Consider the following 19,904-nt stretch of genomic DNA (forward strand, 5'->3'; position numbering starts at 1 on the left):
AGCAAGAAATAAATCCGGTTAGAAAAATATTTTTGGAAAATAAATCTTTTTATGGGTAACCATTCTTTTATAAAACTCGTATAAAATATAAAAAATAGATTTATTTAACCAATCGGATTTATGGAAAGACAAGCATGGAAATTGATTGTTTTACTTTTGTTGTTCTGTTATGTCCATTCACCTTATGTTAAGGCACAAGTTGGTAATGGAAAGCAAATAACAATGGAATTTAAAAATGAAGGTTTACCTTCTATTTTTAAACGTTTGCAGAAATTATCGGGATATAAAGTACTTTTTATCTACGATGAAGTTCGTTCTTATCATTCTACTGGAAAGGTGGAGAAAGCTTCGATTGAAGAAGTTTTAAAGGTAATTATTGGGAAGCATCCTTTGAAGTATGTCATTGAAGGGCAATTCATCAATATTACACATAAAAATCCTCAGAATGTTATTTCGGAAGTAAAAGGTAAAATTATTGCTGAAGAAGACGGACTACCTGTAATTGGTGCAACCATACAGGTAGAAGGAACTTCTATTCGCACGATTACAGATGCGAACGGGAATTTCAGACTTGTCAATGTGCCTCAAAGCAATCGGATAAAGATATCTTATGTAGGCATGCAATCTCAATCGTTATCTCCGAAACCCCAGATGTCGGTGGTACTGAAAACCGATACCAAAGCATTGGATGAAGTGGTAGTAGAGGCAGGTATTATCCAACGTAATAAAATGGGGTTTACCGGTTCGTATAGGACAGTCAATCAGGAGGAACTGAAAGCTGTGGGTAATATTAATGTGCTTCAAAGTTTAAAAACGTTGGATCCTTCTTTCGTAGTTGCTGATGATATGTCGATGGGGTCTGACCCTAATACCATGTCCAGAATTACCATGCGTGGTGGTACTACGATGACTATTTCCGGAATTTATGATGATACGACGACCAATCCCAATGAACCTCTGTTTATTTTGGATGGTTTTGAATCTAGCCTGCAAGAGATTAATGATTTGGATATCAATAGAATTGAATCTATCACTTTACTTAAAGATGCTGCTTCCACTGCCATTTACGGTTCAAAGGGAGCAAACGGCGTGGTGGTTGTAGAAACTATTAAACCCAAAGCCGGTGAAGTGATGATCAATTATAGTGGAGATGCGCAAGTGGCATGGGCCGACTTGGGTGTTTACAACATGATGAATGCTGCCGAAAAACTGGAATTTGAAGTCTTGGCCGGTCGTTATGGTGATTTGAATGACTGGTCAGGCAACAGAGAAAGCATTGCACAATATCAGCGGGCTTTGGAGAATGTGAGAAGAGGAGTAGATACTTACTGGTTGAAAGTACCTATCCAAACTGCCGTCACACAATCTCATTCATTGAATGTGTCGGGAGGTGACAAAGGATTCCTGTATCAGATAGGTGCTATGTTCAAAGATATCCAAGGAGTTATGAAAGGTTCTGTTCGCCAGACATTCGGAGGAAATATGCGTATGACTTACCGTAAAAACAAGTTTAATATTTCGAATAACTTGAATGTAAACATAACAAATGGAAATAATGGTGCATGGGGCTCCTTTTCAGAGTTTGTAAATGCTAATCCTTATTATCCGGTTACTAATGAAGACGGTACTATCCTTCGTGATCTGGATGTGTATAAACGTGCGAATTATGCCGACATAACAGCTACTAATCCATATTACAATGCTATGTTGCCTTCCGAAAACAGATCTAAAATACTGTCCGTTACTAATAACACAAACCTTAATTGGTATATTATTGATAATCTGCGTTGGACGGCCTCAATGAGTTTGAATACAACCAACACTGACAATATGAACTTCACCGATCCGGCTCATACGAAGTATGCTTCGTCGGATTATACCAAACAAGGTGAATATTCCTCATCGAAATCCAGAAGTTGGCGTTATACCATGAATACCGGTATCGCTTATGCACTTTCTTTGAATGATCATAATCTGACTTTCAATGGCCGTGCTGAAATCAGGTCTACTTCTTCAAATACCGAGTCATTTGTAGCTACCGGTTTTCCGAAAGGAGTAGGTGCCATTCCTTCTTTTGCTTATTCCTTTAAAGAAAATTCGACACCCGGATATAGCGAAAGCATTAGTCGTGGAGTAAGTTTTCTGGGGACTTTCAATTATAACTATAAGTATCGTTATTTGTTTGATGCCAGTCTTTCGAGTGACGGTTCCACTTCTTTCGGGCGCGATAAGAAATTCCAGACATTCTGGTCGGTAGGGGCCGGTTGGAATGTCAGCAAGGAATCATTTGCCAAGGACTGGGACTGGATGCAGGAATTAAAATTACGTGGTTCATTTGGTAGTAACGGTAATCAGAATGTCAGTAACCTGACAAGTAATGTATATAGTTATTATGCAGGTAGCGATATTTTCGGTACTGCTTCTTATTTGTCCGGTTATGCCAATCCTAATTTGGAGTGGCAAGTTGTAAAGAAGACCTCTGTGGGTATTGATCTTATGTTCTGGGATAATCGTTTGTTGTTGACCATGGACTACTATCATACAAATACCAATCCATTGGTAGTATCTATTCAGCAAAAGCCTTCCAGCGGTTTGTCTACTTTACCCATTAATCTCGGTCATTTGAATACTAATGGTTTTGAGTTTAATGTGAGTTGGTATGCTATACGAAATCTGGAAAAGCGCATTATGCTGAACTTCCGTTTGAACGGAAATACTTATAAATCTGTATATGGAGGATTTGGAGAAGCTTTAGCTAACTTGAACGATGCCTATAAGAAAGACTCTTCGGTAGATAGTAAGTTGAATGTAAACTCAATGATACAGTATCAGGATGGTGAAAGTCCTACTGCCCTTTTTGCAGTTCGTTCGTTAGGCATCGATCCGGCAACGGGTAAGGAAGTATTTCTCACCAAGAACGGAACTCCTACATTCGATTATAATGCTGACGACCGTGTGAAGATAGCCGATACCAATCCGAAAATTCGGGGTGTATTCGGTATATCGTTTACTTACAAGAATTTGCAGGCAAGTGTCAACTTGCGTTATAACTTAGGTTCGTTTGCATTCAACTCGGCTTTGTTTAACAAGGTAGAAAATATTTCTGCATCGAACATTGCTTATAATCAGGATAAGCGTGCTTTGTATAGCAGATGGCAGAATGCCGGTGATGTATCACAGTTCAAGGGTATTTCATTAACTACCCAGACTCCGATTTCATCTCGCTTTGTTCAACGCGACAATTATCTGCGTGGCGAAAGTGCACGTATCAGTTGGGATTTTTCCAGAGACGAATGGATTAAGCGTTTGTTCCTGAAAGACCTGCGGTTTAATGTTTCATTCAATGATTTCTTCGACTTGAGCGAAATGAAACGGGAAAGAGGAACGGACTATCCGTTCCAGAGAGCCATATCTTTCGGATTAAGTGCTCGTTTCTAACGATAACAATACATGAATAAATATAGAATTAAGTATGAAAAGAAATATATCACATTTATTATATATAGTAGCCATAGGCTTCTTTACTTCCTGTAGCGACTTTCTGGATGTGGCACCGAAGGACAAGGTATTGGAAGAAGACCAGTATAAAACGGAAGCAGGTATTCATGGAGCTTTAAACGGGCTTTACAGGCAATTAATATCTACCTCCCTTTACGGGGCGAATTTATCTCAGACTGCTCTGGACGCAATGGGGCACTTTTATACCTATCCTCCGTCACAACCGTCGGGAAATAAATTGTCTGCCACATTGTTTTTCCTCTGTAACGGACGGTCCGAAGAGTATGGAGCAGCTGAAAGCATATTTGCCGATATATGGAAAAGCGGATATAATACGCTTCTCAATATCAACTATTTTTTGAAAAGCATGGAGGGATCGACTGCTGTTATCGGTAGTAACAATAAAGATGTATTGATGGGTGAGGCATACGGATTACGGGCTTATCTTCATTTTGACCTTTTCCGTTTGTTCGGCCCCAGATGGGAAGATCGTTCGAATATCAATAAGATTTTGCCGTATAGTAGAACTACGGATATGATACTGAATCATGTCGGTTATGAAGAAGATGTGTACTCCACTGCCGATGAATATTTGGATTATTTATTGGAGGATATTCGTGAGGCGGAACGGTTGTTGGCTACTGACCCTATCCTGTCTGATGACTCTGCTATTAGTAAGGAGCTGATAAGTGATTTTTATAAGAATCGTAACAGACGTATGAATTATTATGCGGTGAAAGCGCTCGAAGCCCGTGTATTGCAATATATAGGAGACTATAAGAATGCGGCTATAGCAGCCAAGGTAGTGACTGATCAGATAGGGGAAAAAGGAAAAGTGTTCTCATGGACAAATGTTACAACCGTACTTGCCAATATGGATTACTCTTTCTTCAATGAAGTAGTTTTTGGAATCAACAATCCGGATATGCTTTCCAATTATAACTCCTTTTATAATAAAACGGATATAAACGATTTATATGCAGTAGACCGTGATAATTTGGTTCAAAACATCTATTCCGGTTTTGGTGATAACCTGAAAGCAATAATAGATGTCCGTGCCCGGCAGTGGACGGAAAGTAACGACCAGGGAGGAAGTTCTGTCTCCTATTCGCAGAATGGTACCTACATCTCTAACAAGTTTAATATTTCAGCCAATAGTAATCTTCCCGCGTTGGTCGATTTCCAACCGTTGATTCGTGTCACTGAAATGTATTATATTCAGGCGGAAACAGCCTTGAAAGATGGTAATAAAAAGACAGCTGCCGAACTATTGAACACTGTTTCTTCTCATAGAGGCATTCCGGAGACTAGCTTTTATTACTTGACGGAGAATGATATGGATGAACAATTCTATTCCCACATAGAGAGTGAATATTATAAGGAGTTTTATGGGGAAGGGCAAGTTTATTTTTATCATAAGCGGATGAAGAGCGATCAGATGTTTCCTGGATACGGAGGAGTTTCGGTGGCAGTAAATGCCAGTGCAATGTATAATATACCTATTCCGAATATTGAAACAGATATATAATTCAGTCTTTAAAAATAAATTCAATATGAAAAGAAACAGTTTTAAATGGTGTGTTTATACATTTCTATTTCTTGGGATAGGAATGGTATCTTGCGCTGACGAGGATTTAATGACTTATGAAGATGTTCCTCGAATTTATTTTAAATATGCTGATGCATCCTCTTCCGACTTTGGAGAAAATGAAGATCAGATCACTGTTAATATGGGATATGACAGGCCGTTGAAAAACGACAGTATCATTAAGATTCCTATCAAACTAATGGGACGAGTTTCGGAAACAGACCGGGCGGTAAAAGTAGTGATGATACCTGAAGAATCGACAGCCACAGAAGGAGAAGATATAGAGATTTTGTCTGCGTATCTACCTGCCAACTCAATCTTTGGTAATGTGGAAGTAAGGCTGAAACGTACGGAAGCCGTTGATAATGAAATGTTGTTTGCCCGTATCCGGTTGGCTTCGAATGAAAACTTTCATACGGATTATTCAACGTCCAGATATGATAAAGGAAACAATCGAAACGGATTGATTTATAGTATTTATTTTACGGCACTGGCTGAAAAACCCAGTTTATGGGCGGCTTCTTATTCGTCGATGACCTTAGAAAGTACATTCGGCGCATACAGTAATGCAAAAATGAATGTGATATATGAGGCTTGCGGAGTGACAAGAGAATATTTTGAGATTGATCCTGAAGATAACGACCCGACGGGTAAGGAAACGTTTACCAAACGTTTCTCGAGGGAAATTTCTTTTGGAATGGTTTCATTGATTAATCGTTACTTGGTAAAATATAAAAACGAGCATGGAGAGCCTTTGCTTGATGAATTTGGTGAAGAGGTCAAGATGCCTCTATCTAGTATTCAATAAAAGATGATGGATATGAAATATATAATAGATTTACGGATAATAATTGTATGTGCCGGAATACTGTCTCTGTTTGCATGCAATGAAGACAAGGGCAATTATGACTATGAAGCAATCAATCGGGTGACAGAAATTGCTAATATTCAGGAGAGCTATTCAGTGGAAGTAGGAGAACGGTTGTTGATTACTCCTGAACTCAATACTACTTCGGGCAATATGGATAATTTGGATTATACGTGGTATTATAAAAGCGGTTCTGCATGGAATGTATTGCAGGAGGGTAAAGACTTTGATTTTGTTATAGCCGATCCTATCGGATCTCCGAATAGTACTTATACTTGTGCCTTCGAAGCAAAAAACAAAGTGACGGATATTGCTTACCGACAAATTTTCAGTATAAGAGTATCGGGAACTTTCAATAAGGGATATGTCTTATTGTATGAGAAAGAAGACGGATTTGATATGGGAATGGTCGTTCAGAATTCTCAGAATCAATATATACCGAAGTATAATATACTGGCTTCTACCGCACCTTCCCTGCAGCGTGAAGGGGTAAAACCTTATGAGCTCAATATCTTTGCTGATCCCACTGCTCCTCATCCATATCAGCCGGATGGTTCCAACCGTTCGGTTTACTTGCTGACCGACCATTATACGACACGTTTGAAAGTGGCTGATTTCAGTTGGGATTCTTCGTATGATATATCCAATTCAGTGGAGAACGGTTCGCCTCTTCATCAGGAATATGTATCGACTGGGCAGCCTATTGTTGCGGAGAAGATGAAAGTGGGGTATTTTTCTACAAGTGGTGGTATAAAACCGCATGTATATGTATATGTGAAAGATGATAACGGACAGGGAAATTGGTATTTGCATAACACTTATCCTGTCTACTACTTCTTTTCCTATCCGATGAATGCCTATCGTACGGGGAATACCGTATACGATAGTGAACGTTACGAACCTGCTCCGTTTATATCGTGTGGTAACAGAATAACATTGTTTTTCGATCAGGAACAAAATAAGTTCAGTTGCCAGACTACATACCGTTCTTCCAATGATTTCAGCACATCGTTCTTTTTTACCGAAGATTTTCTGGATGAGTCTTCCGACCATATTTTTAACTTTGATGATAAGAATGAGGGGTTGTTGTATATGGGCGAACGCTATACGAGTATAGCAAAGATGACCTCTTTTGCTTTTCTGAAACAAAGTAACGGTACATTCAGATATATTGAATACGGTTTGCCGTCTAACACTACTGCTTTGGTGACGAAAGATAATAAATTGAGAACGTGTATATTTGATGCATCTACCGGCATTGACCATGCCAAATTTATTGCTGCCGCTCCCGAACCCAACAATGCGTTTATCTACTATGCGACTGAAGATAACCGGGTGTTTTATGCCGATGTATCGGGTAGCAATGCGGTGGTTAGAGAAATAACGGATGCAGTTCTTCCCGAAGGTTATAATGAAATAACCGCTTTAAAGTTTATGATTCCCAGTACAAGTAGTAAATATCTGGGAATTGCTACCTACAACAGTTCCTTAGGAAAGGATGAAGGAGGCAGAATAGACTTCTATTCCATGTCGAATGCTTCTTCCGGCGCACTTACCATAGCGACGCACGAGGTGAATGATGATGAAACGATAGAGATGTCGTGGAAAGGTTTTGGAAAGATAGTAGATATGGATTATAAACCTTAAACGATTTAGAAAGATGAAAAATATGAAACTTAGAAAAATAATATGTCTGTTACTGGTGACTTGCAGTTCATGCAGCTTTTTTGCAGGATGCACGGATGACATCAACAATTATGAGAAACAGACAGCTGCTGAAGCTTCCAACAAAGTATTTATCAGCGATAAGTATGCTTCACTTGCTTTCAATGCCCAACGTACAGTAGAAGGTAAGGTTGCCAATATGGATACATTGGTTGCCAAACTGGTAGTCAATTGTACTTCTCCGGCAGGTGGCAATTTGACGGTGAAAGTTACTATTGATACATTGTTGGTAGATGTATACAATAAGAAAAATGAAACATCCTATCACCGGTTTGCAAGTAATTGGATCAGGTTGAATAAATCGACCCTGACCATTCCCGAGGGAAGTATGGAATCTGCAGATACACTTACCGTTGCCTTGACCCGGCCTTTGGACGGGTTTACCAGTATGGACGGATACATCATGCCGGTGCGTATCACTTCGGCTTCGGGCTATGATGCACAAGTAGATTACAGTAAAAGAGTCTCTTATCTGACGTTGGATGTGACACAGGAGAACGGTGTGGGATTTGAAGAAGGCAAAAACAGTGTGATGGTTGCAGGAAACGAAAGTTTCACCGGATACGATCTGCCGCTTATGGCTTATATTGCGTCAGACAATGATATAAATATCGGGCTGGAAGTAGACAATAGTCTGGTAGCAGCTTTCAATAGCAAATATGGGACAGCTTTCAAAACCCTTGCCGTGAGTGACTGGGAATTGGCCGATGTTGCGTTACCGGCCGGCAGTACAACGGCTACGGGACATATCGCCTATAAGGGAGAGACGTCGCAGTTTGCGGGTGATAATTATCTTGTCCCCATAAAGATAAAATCGGTTACGTCACCGGGTGCGGTAGAGCCTGTCAAGACTATGCGTACAGATGTATATTATCTGGTAGTGAATTCGGTATCCGGTGGGTACACGCTTGAAAGCGATGATACTGCGTTTGGTGTGCGACAGACAGAAAGGAGCGGTTATAAAGCCCTGTCGGAAGAATATAAATTTACTCAAGGCAGTTGGGAAAGTATGTTCGAAGGAGGTTTCTGGGTATTGGATGTTCCGGCCAGTGTCACAATCGATTTGGGACATGAAGTTCGCAATATCACCGGAATATATCTCAGGGCGAACAATAGCTCGATGTCTCCTGCAAGCATGGACTTGTCTTATGCCGGAGAGGAACTCTATAATGCTACCCGTCTTTCGGTGAGCCTCGGTTCAATAGCACTTCCCAGCCGATGCGAACACATGTACTTCAAGTTTGCCGAACCTGTGAATGCCCGCTATATCGGACTGAATAATATGGTAGCTAAATCGAAGTACTATTCTTGCAAAGATTTTTATATATATACTCAAAATGAATAATCCATGAAAAAATTATTATTAATGATCCTTCCTGCGTTTATCTGTGCAGGAAGTTTGTTTGCCCAAACATCTACTGTCAGTGGCGTGTGGGAAAGGGGTAAAACAAAAGCAGTCAAAATGTTCAAGATTGTAGAAGGCGGTAACTTGTCGGAAGTGGCCACTTCTGCGTTAGGAGAAGACGGTAGTTTCCGGATGACGTTTACCCCGGAGAAGGAAGGTTATTTCGTGTTGGGTACTTCCTCTTCCGTTTTTCAGAATCGCTATATATTTTATATGAAGCCGGGCGACCCATTGAATGTGCGGATATTGCCCGAAAGTTATGAACTGATAGGAAAAGAGAATACGGCAGAGAACAAGGAAATGGTCCGCTGGCATGATTTTATTTTTCCTCTGGAAGATAAAGCTGTGTATTTTATGGGAAAACACAGTACGTATGTAGACTTCTTTCCGCTGTTGGAAGAGAAACTGGATAAATTGGGTTCTTATAAAGTGAAGAAAACAAAGAATAAGGTTTTCGACACTACGTTTGCTGATTTTCGTAAGTATGATTTGCTGTTCAATGCTGTACAGTTCATTTATACGGTAAGGACAGCACATCCGCAGAAGGAGGATTTTATTGATTATTACCGGCAGATAGATATTCCTGCTATCGCCCGTACTGCAGGCATTCTCAATTATCCCAACGGATTGCGTTTATTTGTCAATGCATATATGCTCAAGTCCATGGTATCTGATTCCTCATCAGCCGGAGAGAAACGAAAGAATCCCGTTTCGGCTATGTTGAAAGAAGACATTGGGATGATTAGTAATGATACTATTAAAGGAGAAATAGCGTTAATGTTCAGCGGAATGAGCAAGACACAGGTGGGATTGGAACAATATAAGAAAGAATATGGCAGTTTCCTCATCACCGACAGTCAGAAAGAGCGTTGGCAACGTATTGAAGATAACTTTAGAGAGAGTATGGAGAAGAAAGAAATCATTAATTTGACGTTCCCTAATGCGGAAGGAAATGATATTTCTCTTTCCGATTTTCGTGGCAAGGTTGTCTATATTGATATCTGGGCTACCTGGTGCGGTCCGTGTAAAAAGGAGATGCCGGCTATGAAAGCACTGGAAGCCGAATATAAAGACAATAAAGATATTGTATTTATGGGGATTAGTGTCGATGCGTCTAAAAATATCCAGAAATGGAAGGACTTCGTGATAAAAGAACAGCTTCCCGGTGTACAGCTTTTTGCCGGAGACATGGCAGGACCTGCATTGTCCAAACCTTATAAGATAACAGGTATTCCTCGTTTTATGCTGGTTGGCAAAGACGGCAGTCTGCTTTATATGGATGCTCCGCGTCCTTCTTCTTCCGAGATACGGGCAGTGTTGAACGACGCATTGAAAAAATAAACGATATTATCAATAGGCTGATATACAGGCACTTCAATGGGTATTGATAGCAGAGTTGTTGGGTATATATATCCTGTTTGTTGGCCATATATACCCAACATGTTGTATCTATATGTCCAGCGCGTTGTATCTATATGTCCAATACATAGCCTTCAGTACCCTTTTTTCAATGTAATAGACTATGAAATACTTGAAAATAATTATATGCTTTCTGTTCTTTCCGTTGACAGCAAACGGAAAAGCGGATCAAGACAGCATCCGTCTTGCTTTGAAACACATGGAAGACGGTTTGAAAACAAAAGAAATCGCTGTTGCACAAAAGAGTTTTGCTCCCGAATTTTCTATCAGCATTTATTCGTTGCCCTTTGCATCCGGTTTGTTGAAACAGATTATGGAAGGTATAACTTTCCAATCTATCCAACCCGACTGGAAGGGGATGAAAACAAAGGGAAACGTCACCAGTCTGGAGGTCCGTTTCACATTGGCCGGCGGACAGGAAGAGAAGAGCATGATAGCTTTCAATGAGTCCGGAAAAATCCTTTTTGTCGATTATTTCGACCGGCTGTTCGGTGATAGCCGTTACCGGAAATCATCGTTGGCAGCCGTTCTGCCTTTTCGGATAGAGGGTGGCTCTATCATTTTGTCTGCCCGCTTGAACGATAGCCCCTGGGTGATGTCATTCTTGCTTGATACGGGAGCTGACGGAATGGCTATCCGCCGTTCGTTGGCAGATAGCATAGGGCTGAAAGTCAGTCATTCGCAAGAAGCGAGTGTTGTAGGCGGACGGAAAACGGTGCAGATATCTGCCGATAATGTACTTCGTCTGTCGGACAGTTTATCATTGAAAAAGCAGAATATTGCAATTTTCGAGAGGGTGCGTAACGGTACGGATGGCATCATCGGGCTGAATCTGATAAGAAAATATATCACTGAAGTGAATTTTGATACGCAAACTATTTCGCTTTATACCTTCGGTGATTATATCTTTCAGAGGAAAGGACGTATGATCCCCCTTAGGGTACCGAGCCTTATCATGTTACCTTCCGCATTGAATCTGACCGGGGATAAAAGTATTTCGGGTAATTTTATAATGGATACGGGAGCTAATTATTATTTGATAGCTTTTAGTCGGTTTGTTCGTCAAAACAGGCTGTTACTGAGCGGATTCAAACCCGAGGGAAGTGGGGCGACAGTGAGTTTGGGGCATTCAACACCAGTTTTTTATGGTCATGCACGTTCATTAAAAGTAGGCAGTGTAGTGAGCAAAAATGTACCTGTCACTCTTCAAGCTTCAACGGGCGGTGATTCTTCAAATCATACCGATGTAGACGGATCGATAGGTATACAGTTTTTCAGTGATTTCAATTTTACGATCGACTTATTGAGAAAAGTAGTACACCTGTCTCCTCGTAAGAAGTTAAAGTAAGGCATTCTTTCAGTAATGGCAGTGCAGTTATAGTCAGGGGAATGTTTTGCGGAAGTATACCGGTCGAATGAAGAACATCATTAAAAAATGTTCAATAGAATTAATAACCTGGAGTTTTTTGAGTTATCTTTGTTGTAGCTAATTAAACAATAAAAAGATGACTGTAATTTTTCCTTCACCCATTTTCGGTCCTGTTCATTCCCGCCGTTTGGGTGTTTCTTTGGGAATAAATTTATTACCGGACGACGGTAAAGTTTGTTCGTTCGATTGCATTTACTGTGAATGCGGCTTCAATGCCGAGCATCGTACAAAGAAGCTTCTTCCCACCCGTGAAGAGGTTCGTACAGCCCTTGAAGAAAAACTAAAAGATATGCAGGCAAATGGTCCTGCTCCCGATGTACTGACATTTGCCGGAAATGGTGAACCGACTGCACATCCCCATTTCCCGGAAATCATAGACGATACTCTTGCACTTCGGGACAAGTATTTTCCGAAAGCGAAAGTCAGTGTATTAAGTAATTCTACATTTATCGACCGCCCTGCTGTATTTGATGCACTGAATAAGATAGATAATAATATCTTGAAACTTGATACAGTGGATGAAGAATACATTCACCGGTTAGATCGTCCGAATGGAAAATATTCTGTAAAGAAGATTATCGAGAAGATGAAAGAATTCAAAGGAAACTGTATCATTCAAACTATGTTTCTCAAAGGGAGTTACCTGGGAAAGGATATGGATAATACCTCAGATAAGTTTGTACTTCCCTGGTTGGAGGCGGTAAAAGAAATCGCGCCCCGGCAAGTGATGATTTACACGATTGACCGTGAAACCCCTGATCATGATTTGCAGAAGGCAACTCACGAAGAGTTGGACCGGATTGTAGAATTGATTAAGAAAGCCGGCATTCCGGCAACAGCTTCTTATTAATTATAAAACAGAAAGCATACCAACAGAATTTTTCAATTATCAATGATATTATCAGGATTCCTTCAATCAAGATTGATTGGAGGAATTAATGTGTATTTATTGTGTTTAAACAGACAAAAACAGAGAAAGCAAATAGAGATTTTTTCGTAAGTATTTTAATGCCAATCCCATATGATATTCTACAGTTTTTTCACTGATAGACAATTGCTCGGCAATTTGTTTATAGGTTAAGTTTTGCTCCCGGCTCATGCGAAAGATTTCTTGCTGCCGTGGAGGTAATTGTGATATTAGTACTGAAAGATACTTTTTTAAATCGGATAATTCCAACTTATTTTCTTCTTCATATTCTTGTTCCATTGCTTGTAGAACAGTAACTTTCAGAAATGAGTAGTTTAATTTTTTGCGTGAATAATTAAAAATCATATTACGGGTAATGATAAAAAGAAACCCTTCAAAAGGCTGCTCTTCATCTATCAGATGTCTTGCTTCCCAGAGTTTGATGAAAACCTCTTGTACCACTTCTGCGATATCTTCAGAAGAAACTAGATAAAGCCGGGTAAAGCCATAGACCTTTTCCCAGTAATGTTTATATAGAAATGAAAAAGCATCTTCATCTCCATTTTTAAACCTTCTAATCAACTCTTTAGATATCATTTTATCTTTTTGGGACAAAATTAGCTAAATACTTTCTAAAAAAAAAATTGCTTTTTCACCAGGGTCTCCAATTTTTGATGTGTATTTAATAATAGAATAACAAATAATAGAGAAAAGTAATGAGTTATAAAAGTGAATTAATTAGAAAATTATTTTCAGACAGACTGAAAAAAGACGAATTAAAGGATCTGTCCGAAATAGATATGATAGAGCGCAAAATGAAAGTGCAATGGGAGGAACAAAATCCGATAGCGGAAAACTCGGAAAGAGTAGATCCGGAAATCGGAGATTATATTTGGGCTAAAATAGTCAAAGAATATAAAGTACGTTCGAAACGTAAGTCAATTCGACAGTTCTATTATCCGTTGGCAGTAGCCTGTGTGGCTTTAGTCGCAGTTTTGGGAGGTTGGCTTTTTTATGTGAATAGTGATTTCTTCGTTAAAGAAGAATTTGCTGAGGTAGTAGCCACCCGAAATATGTTGTATCAGTTGCCCGATAGTTCTGAAGTATGGATGTATCCGAATAGTTCCATTCGTTTTGCCAAGAACTTCAATAAAGACAGAAGAGTATGGTTGGAGGGTAGTTCCATGTTCCATGTACGTAAGCAGCATGGGAACACCTTCAAAGTTTATATTGATAAAGCCTTTATCGAAGTAAAAGGTACCCGGTTTCTAGTAGATAAAAAAGAAGCGGGAAATAATGAGATTACGCTGTTCAACGGTTGTGTTGAGTTTAATGTAGAGGCGACCGGCAAACAGATAGTAATGAAGCCCATGGAAAAGATTTTTTATAACTCAGTTAATGCGGAAATAGGAATACGGAAGATTGAAAATATAGAATGGCAGGATGGTAAATTCAAGTTTGACGCTATGCCGCTTAACCGCCTCATTTCTATCATTAATCAGATGTATCATGCTAATATAGTGTATGAAGGTAAGGACGAAACTTCTCCGTTCAGTGGTACCATTCGTCAGGAGGAAGCGTTGGATGATATTATTCTCAAAATCTGTTTCCTTATGAATTTGAAAGAAGAAAGAGTAGGTAACACAATCATTATCAGAAATTGAATTTTAATAAACTATATGTCTAATCTAATAAAATGAGAACATGAAAAAATGTATTTTTTTGTATCGACAGCGGTATTTGAGCTATCTCGTATTACTCTTATTATTATGGCCAACTGTGATGTTAGCAGCACAAGGGGATATCCAGATAAAGGGAAAGTTCTCTCTCAAGGAGGCTATCCGGTATATAGAAGAAACGAGTGATTATACTTTCTTTTATAAAGATAGTGACTTGAAAGATACTTCGAAAAAGGATATTAGCTGTAAAGGTACAATTGATGAAGTATTGAAAGAATTGTTTGCAGGAAGTAATGTAAATTTTATTATTAATGGTAAAGAGGTTGTTTTCAAGGTTAGTAGTCCGGTAAGTGTTGCACAGCAGCAAAAGAAGCGCACGATAACGGGAATTATTGTTGATTCGGAAACTAAGGAACCGATTATCGGGGCCAGTGTATGGTTGAAGAATAGTTCGGCCGGTGCTGTTACCAATCTGGATGGAAAATATTCAATTACTGTTGAAGGAGTTGGTGGTGTACTCGAATTTACCTATGTAGGTATGAAGAAGCAGGAAATTGTGATTGGGGATCAGAAAGTGATTAATGTAGTGCTGGCCCCTGATACGGAGGTATTGGATGAAGTAGTGGTTGTAGGGTATGGCAATCAGAAAAAAGAAAGTGTTGTGGGGGCTATTTCTACGTTGGATATTTCCCACTTGAAAGTTCCGGGTTCATCTATTTCAAACGTTCTGGCCGGACAGTTGTCTGGTGTAGTGGCTGTTACACGTTCAGGAGAGCCGGGTAAAAATAGTGCAGCCGATTTTTATATCCGTGGTGTCTCCTCTTTTAAAGGAACTTCCACTCCGTTGGTGTTGGTAGATGGCATCGAACGTGACTTGGACCTTGTTGACACGGATGATATTGCTTCTTTCTCTATTCTCAAAGATGCTTCTGCATCAGCTGTGTATGGTGTACGTGGAGCAAACGGGGTAATTCTGATTACAACGAAAAAAGGAAAGGAAGGTAAACCGTCTATTAATGTACGTACGGAGTTTGGTTTTACCAGTCCGACGAAAAGACCCGAAATGGTAAACTCGGCAGAATGGGCTGAGTTGTACAATGAGGCTTTCCAAACTCAATATTATTCTCCTGAGGATATTCGTAGATATAGGGAAAATTCAGATCCCGACCTGTTTCCAAACGTAAATTGGTTTGATACATTGTTCGATGATATGGCAGAAAGCGAACGTGTGAACCTGAATATAAGCGGAGGAGGTGATATTGTGAGATATTACGTGGCCGGTTCTTTCTATAATGAAAATTCTATTTATAAGAATGCGGGTAATATTTATGGATATAATTCTTCTTTGCGTTACAACAAATTTAATTTCCGTGCTAATATAGACTTGAACGTAACTCCGAGTACGGTTTTGAATTTGAATTTGGCAAATATTTATGAGAAATCATTTGGCCCGGGCTATGGAGATGATGATAAAAGTATCTGGTCTTATACTTTTATGACTAGTCCCAATGCTTTCCCGTCTGAATATTCGGATGGAGTTATATCCGGTCCGTCTACCGATTCGGGTGCGAACCCATGGAATATGCTGGCACATTCCGGTTATCGTGAACAATTCTGGAATTCTGCACAATCTTTGATTGGAATTACTCAGGATATTGGTAAGTTGTGGGAACCTTTGCAAGGATTGACTGCAAATATCAAGTTCTCTTGGGATGCTTGGAATACAACTCTTCAACGCCGCAGCAAATCGGTAACTTGGTATCATGCGCGTGGAAGAAATGCTGACGGAAGCCTCAGATATGATGATAACAATGAAGACGGTATTTGGGATCCTGTACATCAGGGAGACGAACAACTCAGCTATGCTATTGGTCGGGACGGAACAATGACCCGTTATCTGGAAGGTTCGTTGAACTATAATCGTTTGTTTAATGAAAAGCATAGAGTAGGCGCTTTGTTCCTTTACAATCAGAAGATTCACACCAAAACACAGGCAGGCGACAGTAGTTCTTCACTTCCCTATAAGAATCAGGGTATTGCGGGACGTGTAACATACGCGTTCAAAGATACATATTTTGCAGAAGTAAATGTTGGATACAACGGCTCTGAGAATTTTGCACGCGGCCACCGTTTCGGATTTTTCCCTGCAGTAGCTGCCGGTTGGATGGTATCTCATGAGAAATGGTTCGAACCGTTTACTAAAACAGTGGATATGTTGAAACTGAAAGGATCTTACGGTAAAGTTGGTAATGACGATATTGGTGGACAAAGACGCTGGGTGTATGAATCTACAATTGTGAATAGCAGTGATTCATGGTATTATGGCAAGAACGGAAATGATGGCGGACAGGGTATTCGTATCGGTGAAGTGGAAAATCTGAATGCATCCTGGGAAGAAGCGTTGAAGTTGAATGTAGGCGTAGAATTCTCTTTATTTAATAAAGTAAAAGTACAAGCAGATTATTTCCGTGAAGAGAGAACGGGTATTTTCCTGCAACGTGCCGGACTTCCGGCTATCGTGGGACTTTCTACCACTCCTTATGTCAATGTGGGAGAAACTCTTAACCAGGGATTTGATGGTACGATTGAATATTCGCAGAAGATTGGGCAGGTGTTTGTTACAGCTCGCGGTAACCTGACTTATACACGTAATAAACTTCTGAATAATGATGAACCCGACTGGGCATATAAATATCAGAACCGTATAGGTAAACCTTTCGGACAGGGAGGTAGCATGCAACCTTTCGGATTGGTTGCTTTGGGATTATTCCAGAACCAGGAAGAAATTGATAATAGTCCGAAACAGTCGTTCGGTGAATATCGTGTTGGTGATATTAAATATCAGGATATCAATGGTGATGGAGTTATTGACAATCAGGATCAGATAGCAATCGGATATACAAATCTTCCGGAAATAGTTTATGGATTTGGGGCAACGGCTCAATGGAAAAACTGGGATGTTAATATCTTTTTCCAAGGCGTGGGGCGTACCAGTTTTTCTCTGAATGGTTCTTCTATCCGTACTCCTTTTTCTGCTGGTAATATGGAACGTGCGGCTATTAATAAGGATTTGTATGGAAATGTATGGATGTCAACAAACACACCCGAGCAGAATGCAAATGTTATATATCCCCGTATGAGTAATGGTAGCGGTGGTGCAGGTGCTTCTAACAACTCACAGAGTTCTACCTGGTGGTTGCGCAGTGGAAGTTTCATGCGTCTGAAGAATTTTGAGATAGGTTATACCCTTCCGAAGTCACTGACTGGAAAAACCTTTATCAAATCCTTGCGGTTCTATATGTCTGGCAATAATCTGCTGACATTCAGCAATTTTAAACTGTGGGATCCTGAAAAAGGTAGCAGTGATGGTTCCGGTTATCCGTTGAACAAGATATTTACAGTCGGTTTTAATGCTAACTTCTAAAAAAGAAAAAGTCATGAAAAAATCTTGGAATAAAACTATTTATATATTGGCTGCTACGTGTGGCTTGCTCTTTTCCTCTTGCAACGATTTTCTGGACAGACAGGAGGATGAAAAGCTTACTTTTGATAAAATTTGGGAATCAAGGAATACAATCAGACAGTATTGGTTGACTACTATGTCATTCCTACCCAACGAAAATATTAGCAATCATGTGGATAATGATCCTTATATCGGAGCTGCTGATGAATTCTCCGTAGCTTGGGACCGTGATTATCGTAAAATTAATTTTGGTTCATGGAATGCAAACAATGTTCCTTATGACCGGTTTGCCAAATATTACAAGGGAATCCGTGAGTGCAATATATTCTTGCAAAATGTGGATCGTTCTTCCGACCCTATTTTGACGAAACAACAAATTGAAGAGTGGAAAGTACAGACCCGCTTTGCGAGAGCGTATTATTACTTCTTGCTGATGCGTGATTACGGACCCGTATTTTTGATAGGCGATGAATTGTTAGATTTTTCGGCTTCAACCGAAGAATTGTATCGTCCGCGTAACACTTGGGAACAATGTGTCGATTATGTGACGGAAGAAATGACAACTTGTGCTGAAAACCAATATATGTACAAACAGTCTGAAATGCCGGATTCATATTACGGGCTTGCTTCAAAAGGAACTTGTTATGCTGTTATTTCCCGTTTGAAACTATATTCTGCACGCGATTTGTATAATGGTAATAAGTTATATAAAGATGTGAAAAATCCGGTTATGTCCGATTTTCCCGAACTGTCGGGTGTGAATCTCTTTCCACAGGATTATAATGCTAATAAATGGTTAGAGGCTGCACAAGCTGCTCATAAAGTATTTGAGGACGGAAGCTATACTTTATACCGTTCGGCAAATGATGACCCGTATGAAAACTATTATGGTATCATCCATGAGACATGGAACAGTGAATTGATTTGGACAGATAGATATTGTAGTCTTCAAGCTTGGGGTTCGGGTACGGTGCCTACTAGTGTAGGCGGTACGGCTTATGGTTCTATCGGCCCTACTCAGCAACAAGTAGATGCGTATGCTATGAATAACGGACGTTATCCTATTTTAGGTTATGAGCAAGATGGTACTCCTGTTATTGATCCACAATCAGGATATAGTAAAGATGAGTTTGAAAAGTCAACCTGGACATATCCTTGTAAGGGTTGGTCGGTAGCATCCAATTATTCAATTGAAGCCCCTAATATGTATAAAAATCGTGAGCCTCGTTTTTACGTTTCTGTATTTTTCGGTGGAAACTACTGGTTGCACGGACAAGGTGGTAAGACGATGACTTCTTTCGCTAAAGGAGCTAATGGAAATAAATCTCACGACTATCCGAAGAGTGGATATTTGGTAAATAAATGCTATGACCATATGCTGAATTCCGCAAATGGTTCATGGGGAAATGTTACTTTCCCGCTATTCCGTTTAGGAGAGATATATCTGAACTTTATAGAGGCAGTACTTGAGTGTAAAAAGTATGGAGTTGCTCTTACCAATGGATATGAGCAGGAAGCAATGGACAAATGGGATGATTTGCGTAAACGTTCCGGTATGGAGCCGATTATGGATATTTATCCGAATGCGACAACTGAGGAATTGATAGAGTTGTGTCGTAAAGAAAGAAGAGTGGAATTGGCTTTTGAAAGACAACGTTATTTTGATACACGTACCTGGATGATTGCCGAACAGACTGATAACGGACCAATGTATGGTATGGATACTACTTGTCCGCTAGAAGAAGGAATGAATGCAAATGAAACTCCGGACGGATTCTGGAAACGTACTGTATTCGAAACACGCGTATTCAAAAGCAATCATTATCTATATCCGTTCTCACAAAGAGAACTGGACAGAAATAAGATTCTGACTCAGAACTATGGATGGTAACCTTAAATAAGAATATCTAATTAATGAACGAT

General features: G+C 39.8%; 12 protein-coding genes. 11 read left to right on the plus strand and 1 reads right to left on the minus strand.

What is annotated here, in order from left to right; genetic code table 11:
- Positions 1-120 precede the first annotated feature (120 nt).
- The 8 genes from CGC64_RS03430 to CGC64_RS03465 all read left to right on the plus strand — a co-directional run bounded on the left by CGC64_RS03430 (position 121) and on the right by CGC64_RS03465 (position 12,782).
- Positions 121-3,438 carry a SusC/RagA family TonB-linked outer membrane protein gene (locus CGC64_RS03430; RefSeq protein ID WP_005676764.1) on the plus strand — a complete coding sequence of 1,106 codons (3,318 nt, stop codon included), beginning with the start codon at positions 121-123 and terminating at the stop codon, positions 3,436-3,438.
- Between the two features lie 34 nt (positions 3,439-3,472).
- Entirely contained in the window at positions 3,473-5,026 is a 1,554-nt protein-coding gene (locus CGC64_RS03435) for a RagB/SusD family nutrient uptake outer membrane protein (RefSeq protein WP_005676765.1), read from the plus strand.
- 25 nt (positions 5,027-5,051) lie between these two features.
- Entirely contained in the window at positions 5,052-5,894 is an 843-nt protein-coding gene (locus CGC64_RS03440) for a DUF4843 domain-containing protein (RefSeq protein ID WP_005681976.1), read from the plus strand.
- A 12-nt stretch (positions 5,895-5,906) separates the two neighbouring features.
- On the plus strand, positions 5,907-7,601 hold the full coding sequence (locus CGC64_RS03445) for a PKD-like family lipoprotein (protein WP_105095006.1): 1,695 nt from the start codon (positions 5,907-5,909) through the stop codon (positions 7,599-7,601).
- 22 nt (positions 7,602-7,623) lie between these two features.
- Positions 7,624-9,024, plus strand: coding sequence for a DUF1735 domain-containing protein (locus CGC64_RS03450; protein WP_229127081.1), 1,401 nt, complete (start codon positions 7,624-7,626; stop codon positions 9,022-9,024).
- Positions 9,025-9,027: 3 nt separating this feature from the next.
- Positions 9,028-10,425 (plus strand): TlpA family protein disulfide reductase, encoded by a 1,398-nt coding sequence (locus CGC64_RS03455; RefSeq protein ID WP_005676770.1) that lies wholly within the window; start codon positions 9,028-9,030, stop codon positions 10,423-10,425.
- Between the two features lie 181 nt (positions 10,426-10,606).
- Positions 10,607-11,851: a retropepsin-like aspartic protease gene (locus CGC64_RS03460; protein ID WP_005676772.1), complete on the plus strand. Its 1,245-nt coding sequence runs from the start codon at positions 10,607-10,609 to the stop codon at positions 11,849-11,851.
- Positions 11,852-12,008: 157 nt separating this feature from the next.
- The gene (locus CGC64_RS03465) at positions 12,009-12,782 is read left to right on the plus strand and encodes a radical SAM protein (protein ID WP_005676773.1); all 774 of its coding nucleotides are present in this window, start codon (positions 12,009-12,011) and stop codon (positions 12,780-12,782) included.
- Between the two features lie 105 nt (positions 12,783-12,887).
- On the opposite strand, the gene CGC64_RS03470 is transcribed toward CGC64_RS03465, so the two are convergent.
- Complete coding sequence (locus CGC64_RS03470) at positions 12,888-13,436, minus strand: RNA polymerase sigma-70 factor (RefSeq protein WP_005676774.1); 549 nt, start codon at positions 13,434-13,436, stop codon at positions 12,888-12,890.
- A gap of 119 nt (positions 13,437-13,555) precedes the next feature.
- Between CGC64_RS03470 and CGC64_RS03475 the strand changes: the two genes are divergently transcribed.
- Genes CGC64_RS03475 through CGC64_RS03485 form a run of 3 tightly spaced genes read left to right on the plus strand, consistent with a single transcriptional unit; the run spans position 13,556 to position 19,872 of the window.
- A complete protein-coding gene (locus CGC64_RS03475) occupies positions 13,556-14,503 on the plus strand; it encodes a FecR family protein (protein WP_005676776.1) in 948 nt (315 codons plus the stop codon).
- Positions 14,504-14,543: 40 nt separating this feature from the next.
- Positions 14,544-17,942, plus strand: coding sequence for a SusC/RagA family TonB-linked outer membrane protein (locus CGC64_RS03480; protein ID WP_005681969.1), 3,399 nt, complete (start codon positions 14,544-14,546; stop codon positions 17,940-17,942).
- Between the two features lie 13 nt (positions 17,943-17,955).
- Positions 17,956-19,872 (plus strand): RagB/SusD family nutrient uptake outer membrane protein, encoded by a 1,917-nt coding sequence (locus CGC64_RS03485; protein ID WP_032855094.1) that lies wholly within the window; start codon positions 17,956-17,958, stop codon positions 19,870-19,872.
- The last annotated feature ends 32 nt before the right edge of the window (positions 19,873-19,904 follow it).

Source organism: Bacteroides caccae (assembly GCF_002222615.2).
GTDB lineage: Bacteria > Bacteroidota > Bacteroidia > Bacteroidales > Bacteroidaceae > Bacteroides > Bacteroides caccae.

Bases quoted from the DNA above. Each gene is read 5' to 3' on its own strand.
- CGC64_RS03430 (WP_005676764.1), top strand. From the start codon at position 121: ATGGAAAGACAAGCATGGAAATTGATTGTTTTACTTTTGTTGTTCTGT.
- CGC64_RS03435 (WP_005676765.1), top strand. From the start codon at position 3,473: ATGAAAAGAAATATATCACATTTATTATATATAGTAGCCATAGGCTTC.
- CGC64_RS03440 (WP_005681976.1), top strand. From the start codon at position 5,052: ATGAAAAGAAACAGTTTTAAATGGTGTGTTTATACATTTCTATTTCTT.
- CGC64_RS03445 (WP_105095006.1), top strand. From the start codon at position 5,907: ATGAAATATATAATAGATTTACGGATAATAATTGTATGTGCCGGAATA.
- CGC64_RS03450 (WP_229127081.1), top strand. From the start codon at position 7,624: ATGAAACTTAGAAAAATAATATGTCTGTTACTGGTGACTTGCAGTTCA.
- CGC64_RS03455 (WP_005676770.1), top strand. From the start codon at position 9,028: ATGAAAAAATTATTATTAATGATCCTTCCTGCGTTTATCTGTGCAGGA.
- CGC64_RS03460 (WP_005676772.1), top strand. From the start codon at position 10,607: ATGAAATACTTGAAAATAATTATATGCTTTCTGTTCTTTCCGTTGACA.
- CGC64_RS03465 (WP_005676773.1), top strand. From the start codon at position 12,009: ATGACTGTAATTTTTCCTTCACCCATTTTCGGTCCTGTTCATTCCCGC.
- CGC64_RS03470 (WP_005676774.1), bottom strand. From the start codon at position 13,436: ATGATATCTAAAGAGTTGATTAGAAGGTTTAAAAATGGAGATGAAGAT.
- CGC64_RS03475 (WP_005676776.1), top strand. From the start codon at position 13,556: ATGAGTTATAAAAGTGAATTAATTAGAAAATTATTTTCAGACAGACTG.
- CGC64_RS03480 (WP_005681969.1), top strand. From the start codon at position 14,544: ATGAAAAAATGTATTTTTTTGTATCGACAGCGGTATTTGAGCTATCTC.
- CGC64_RS03485 (WP_032855094.1), top strand. From the start codon at position 17,956: ATGAAAAAATCTTGGAATAAAACTATTTATATATTGGCTGCTACGTGT.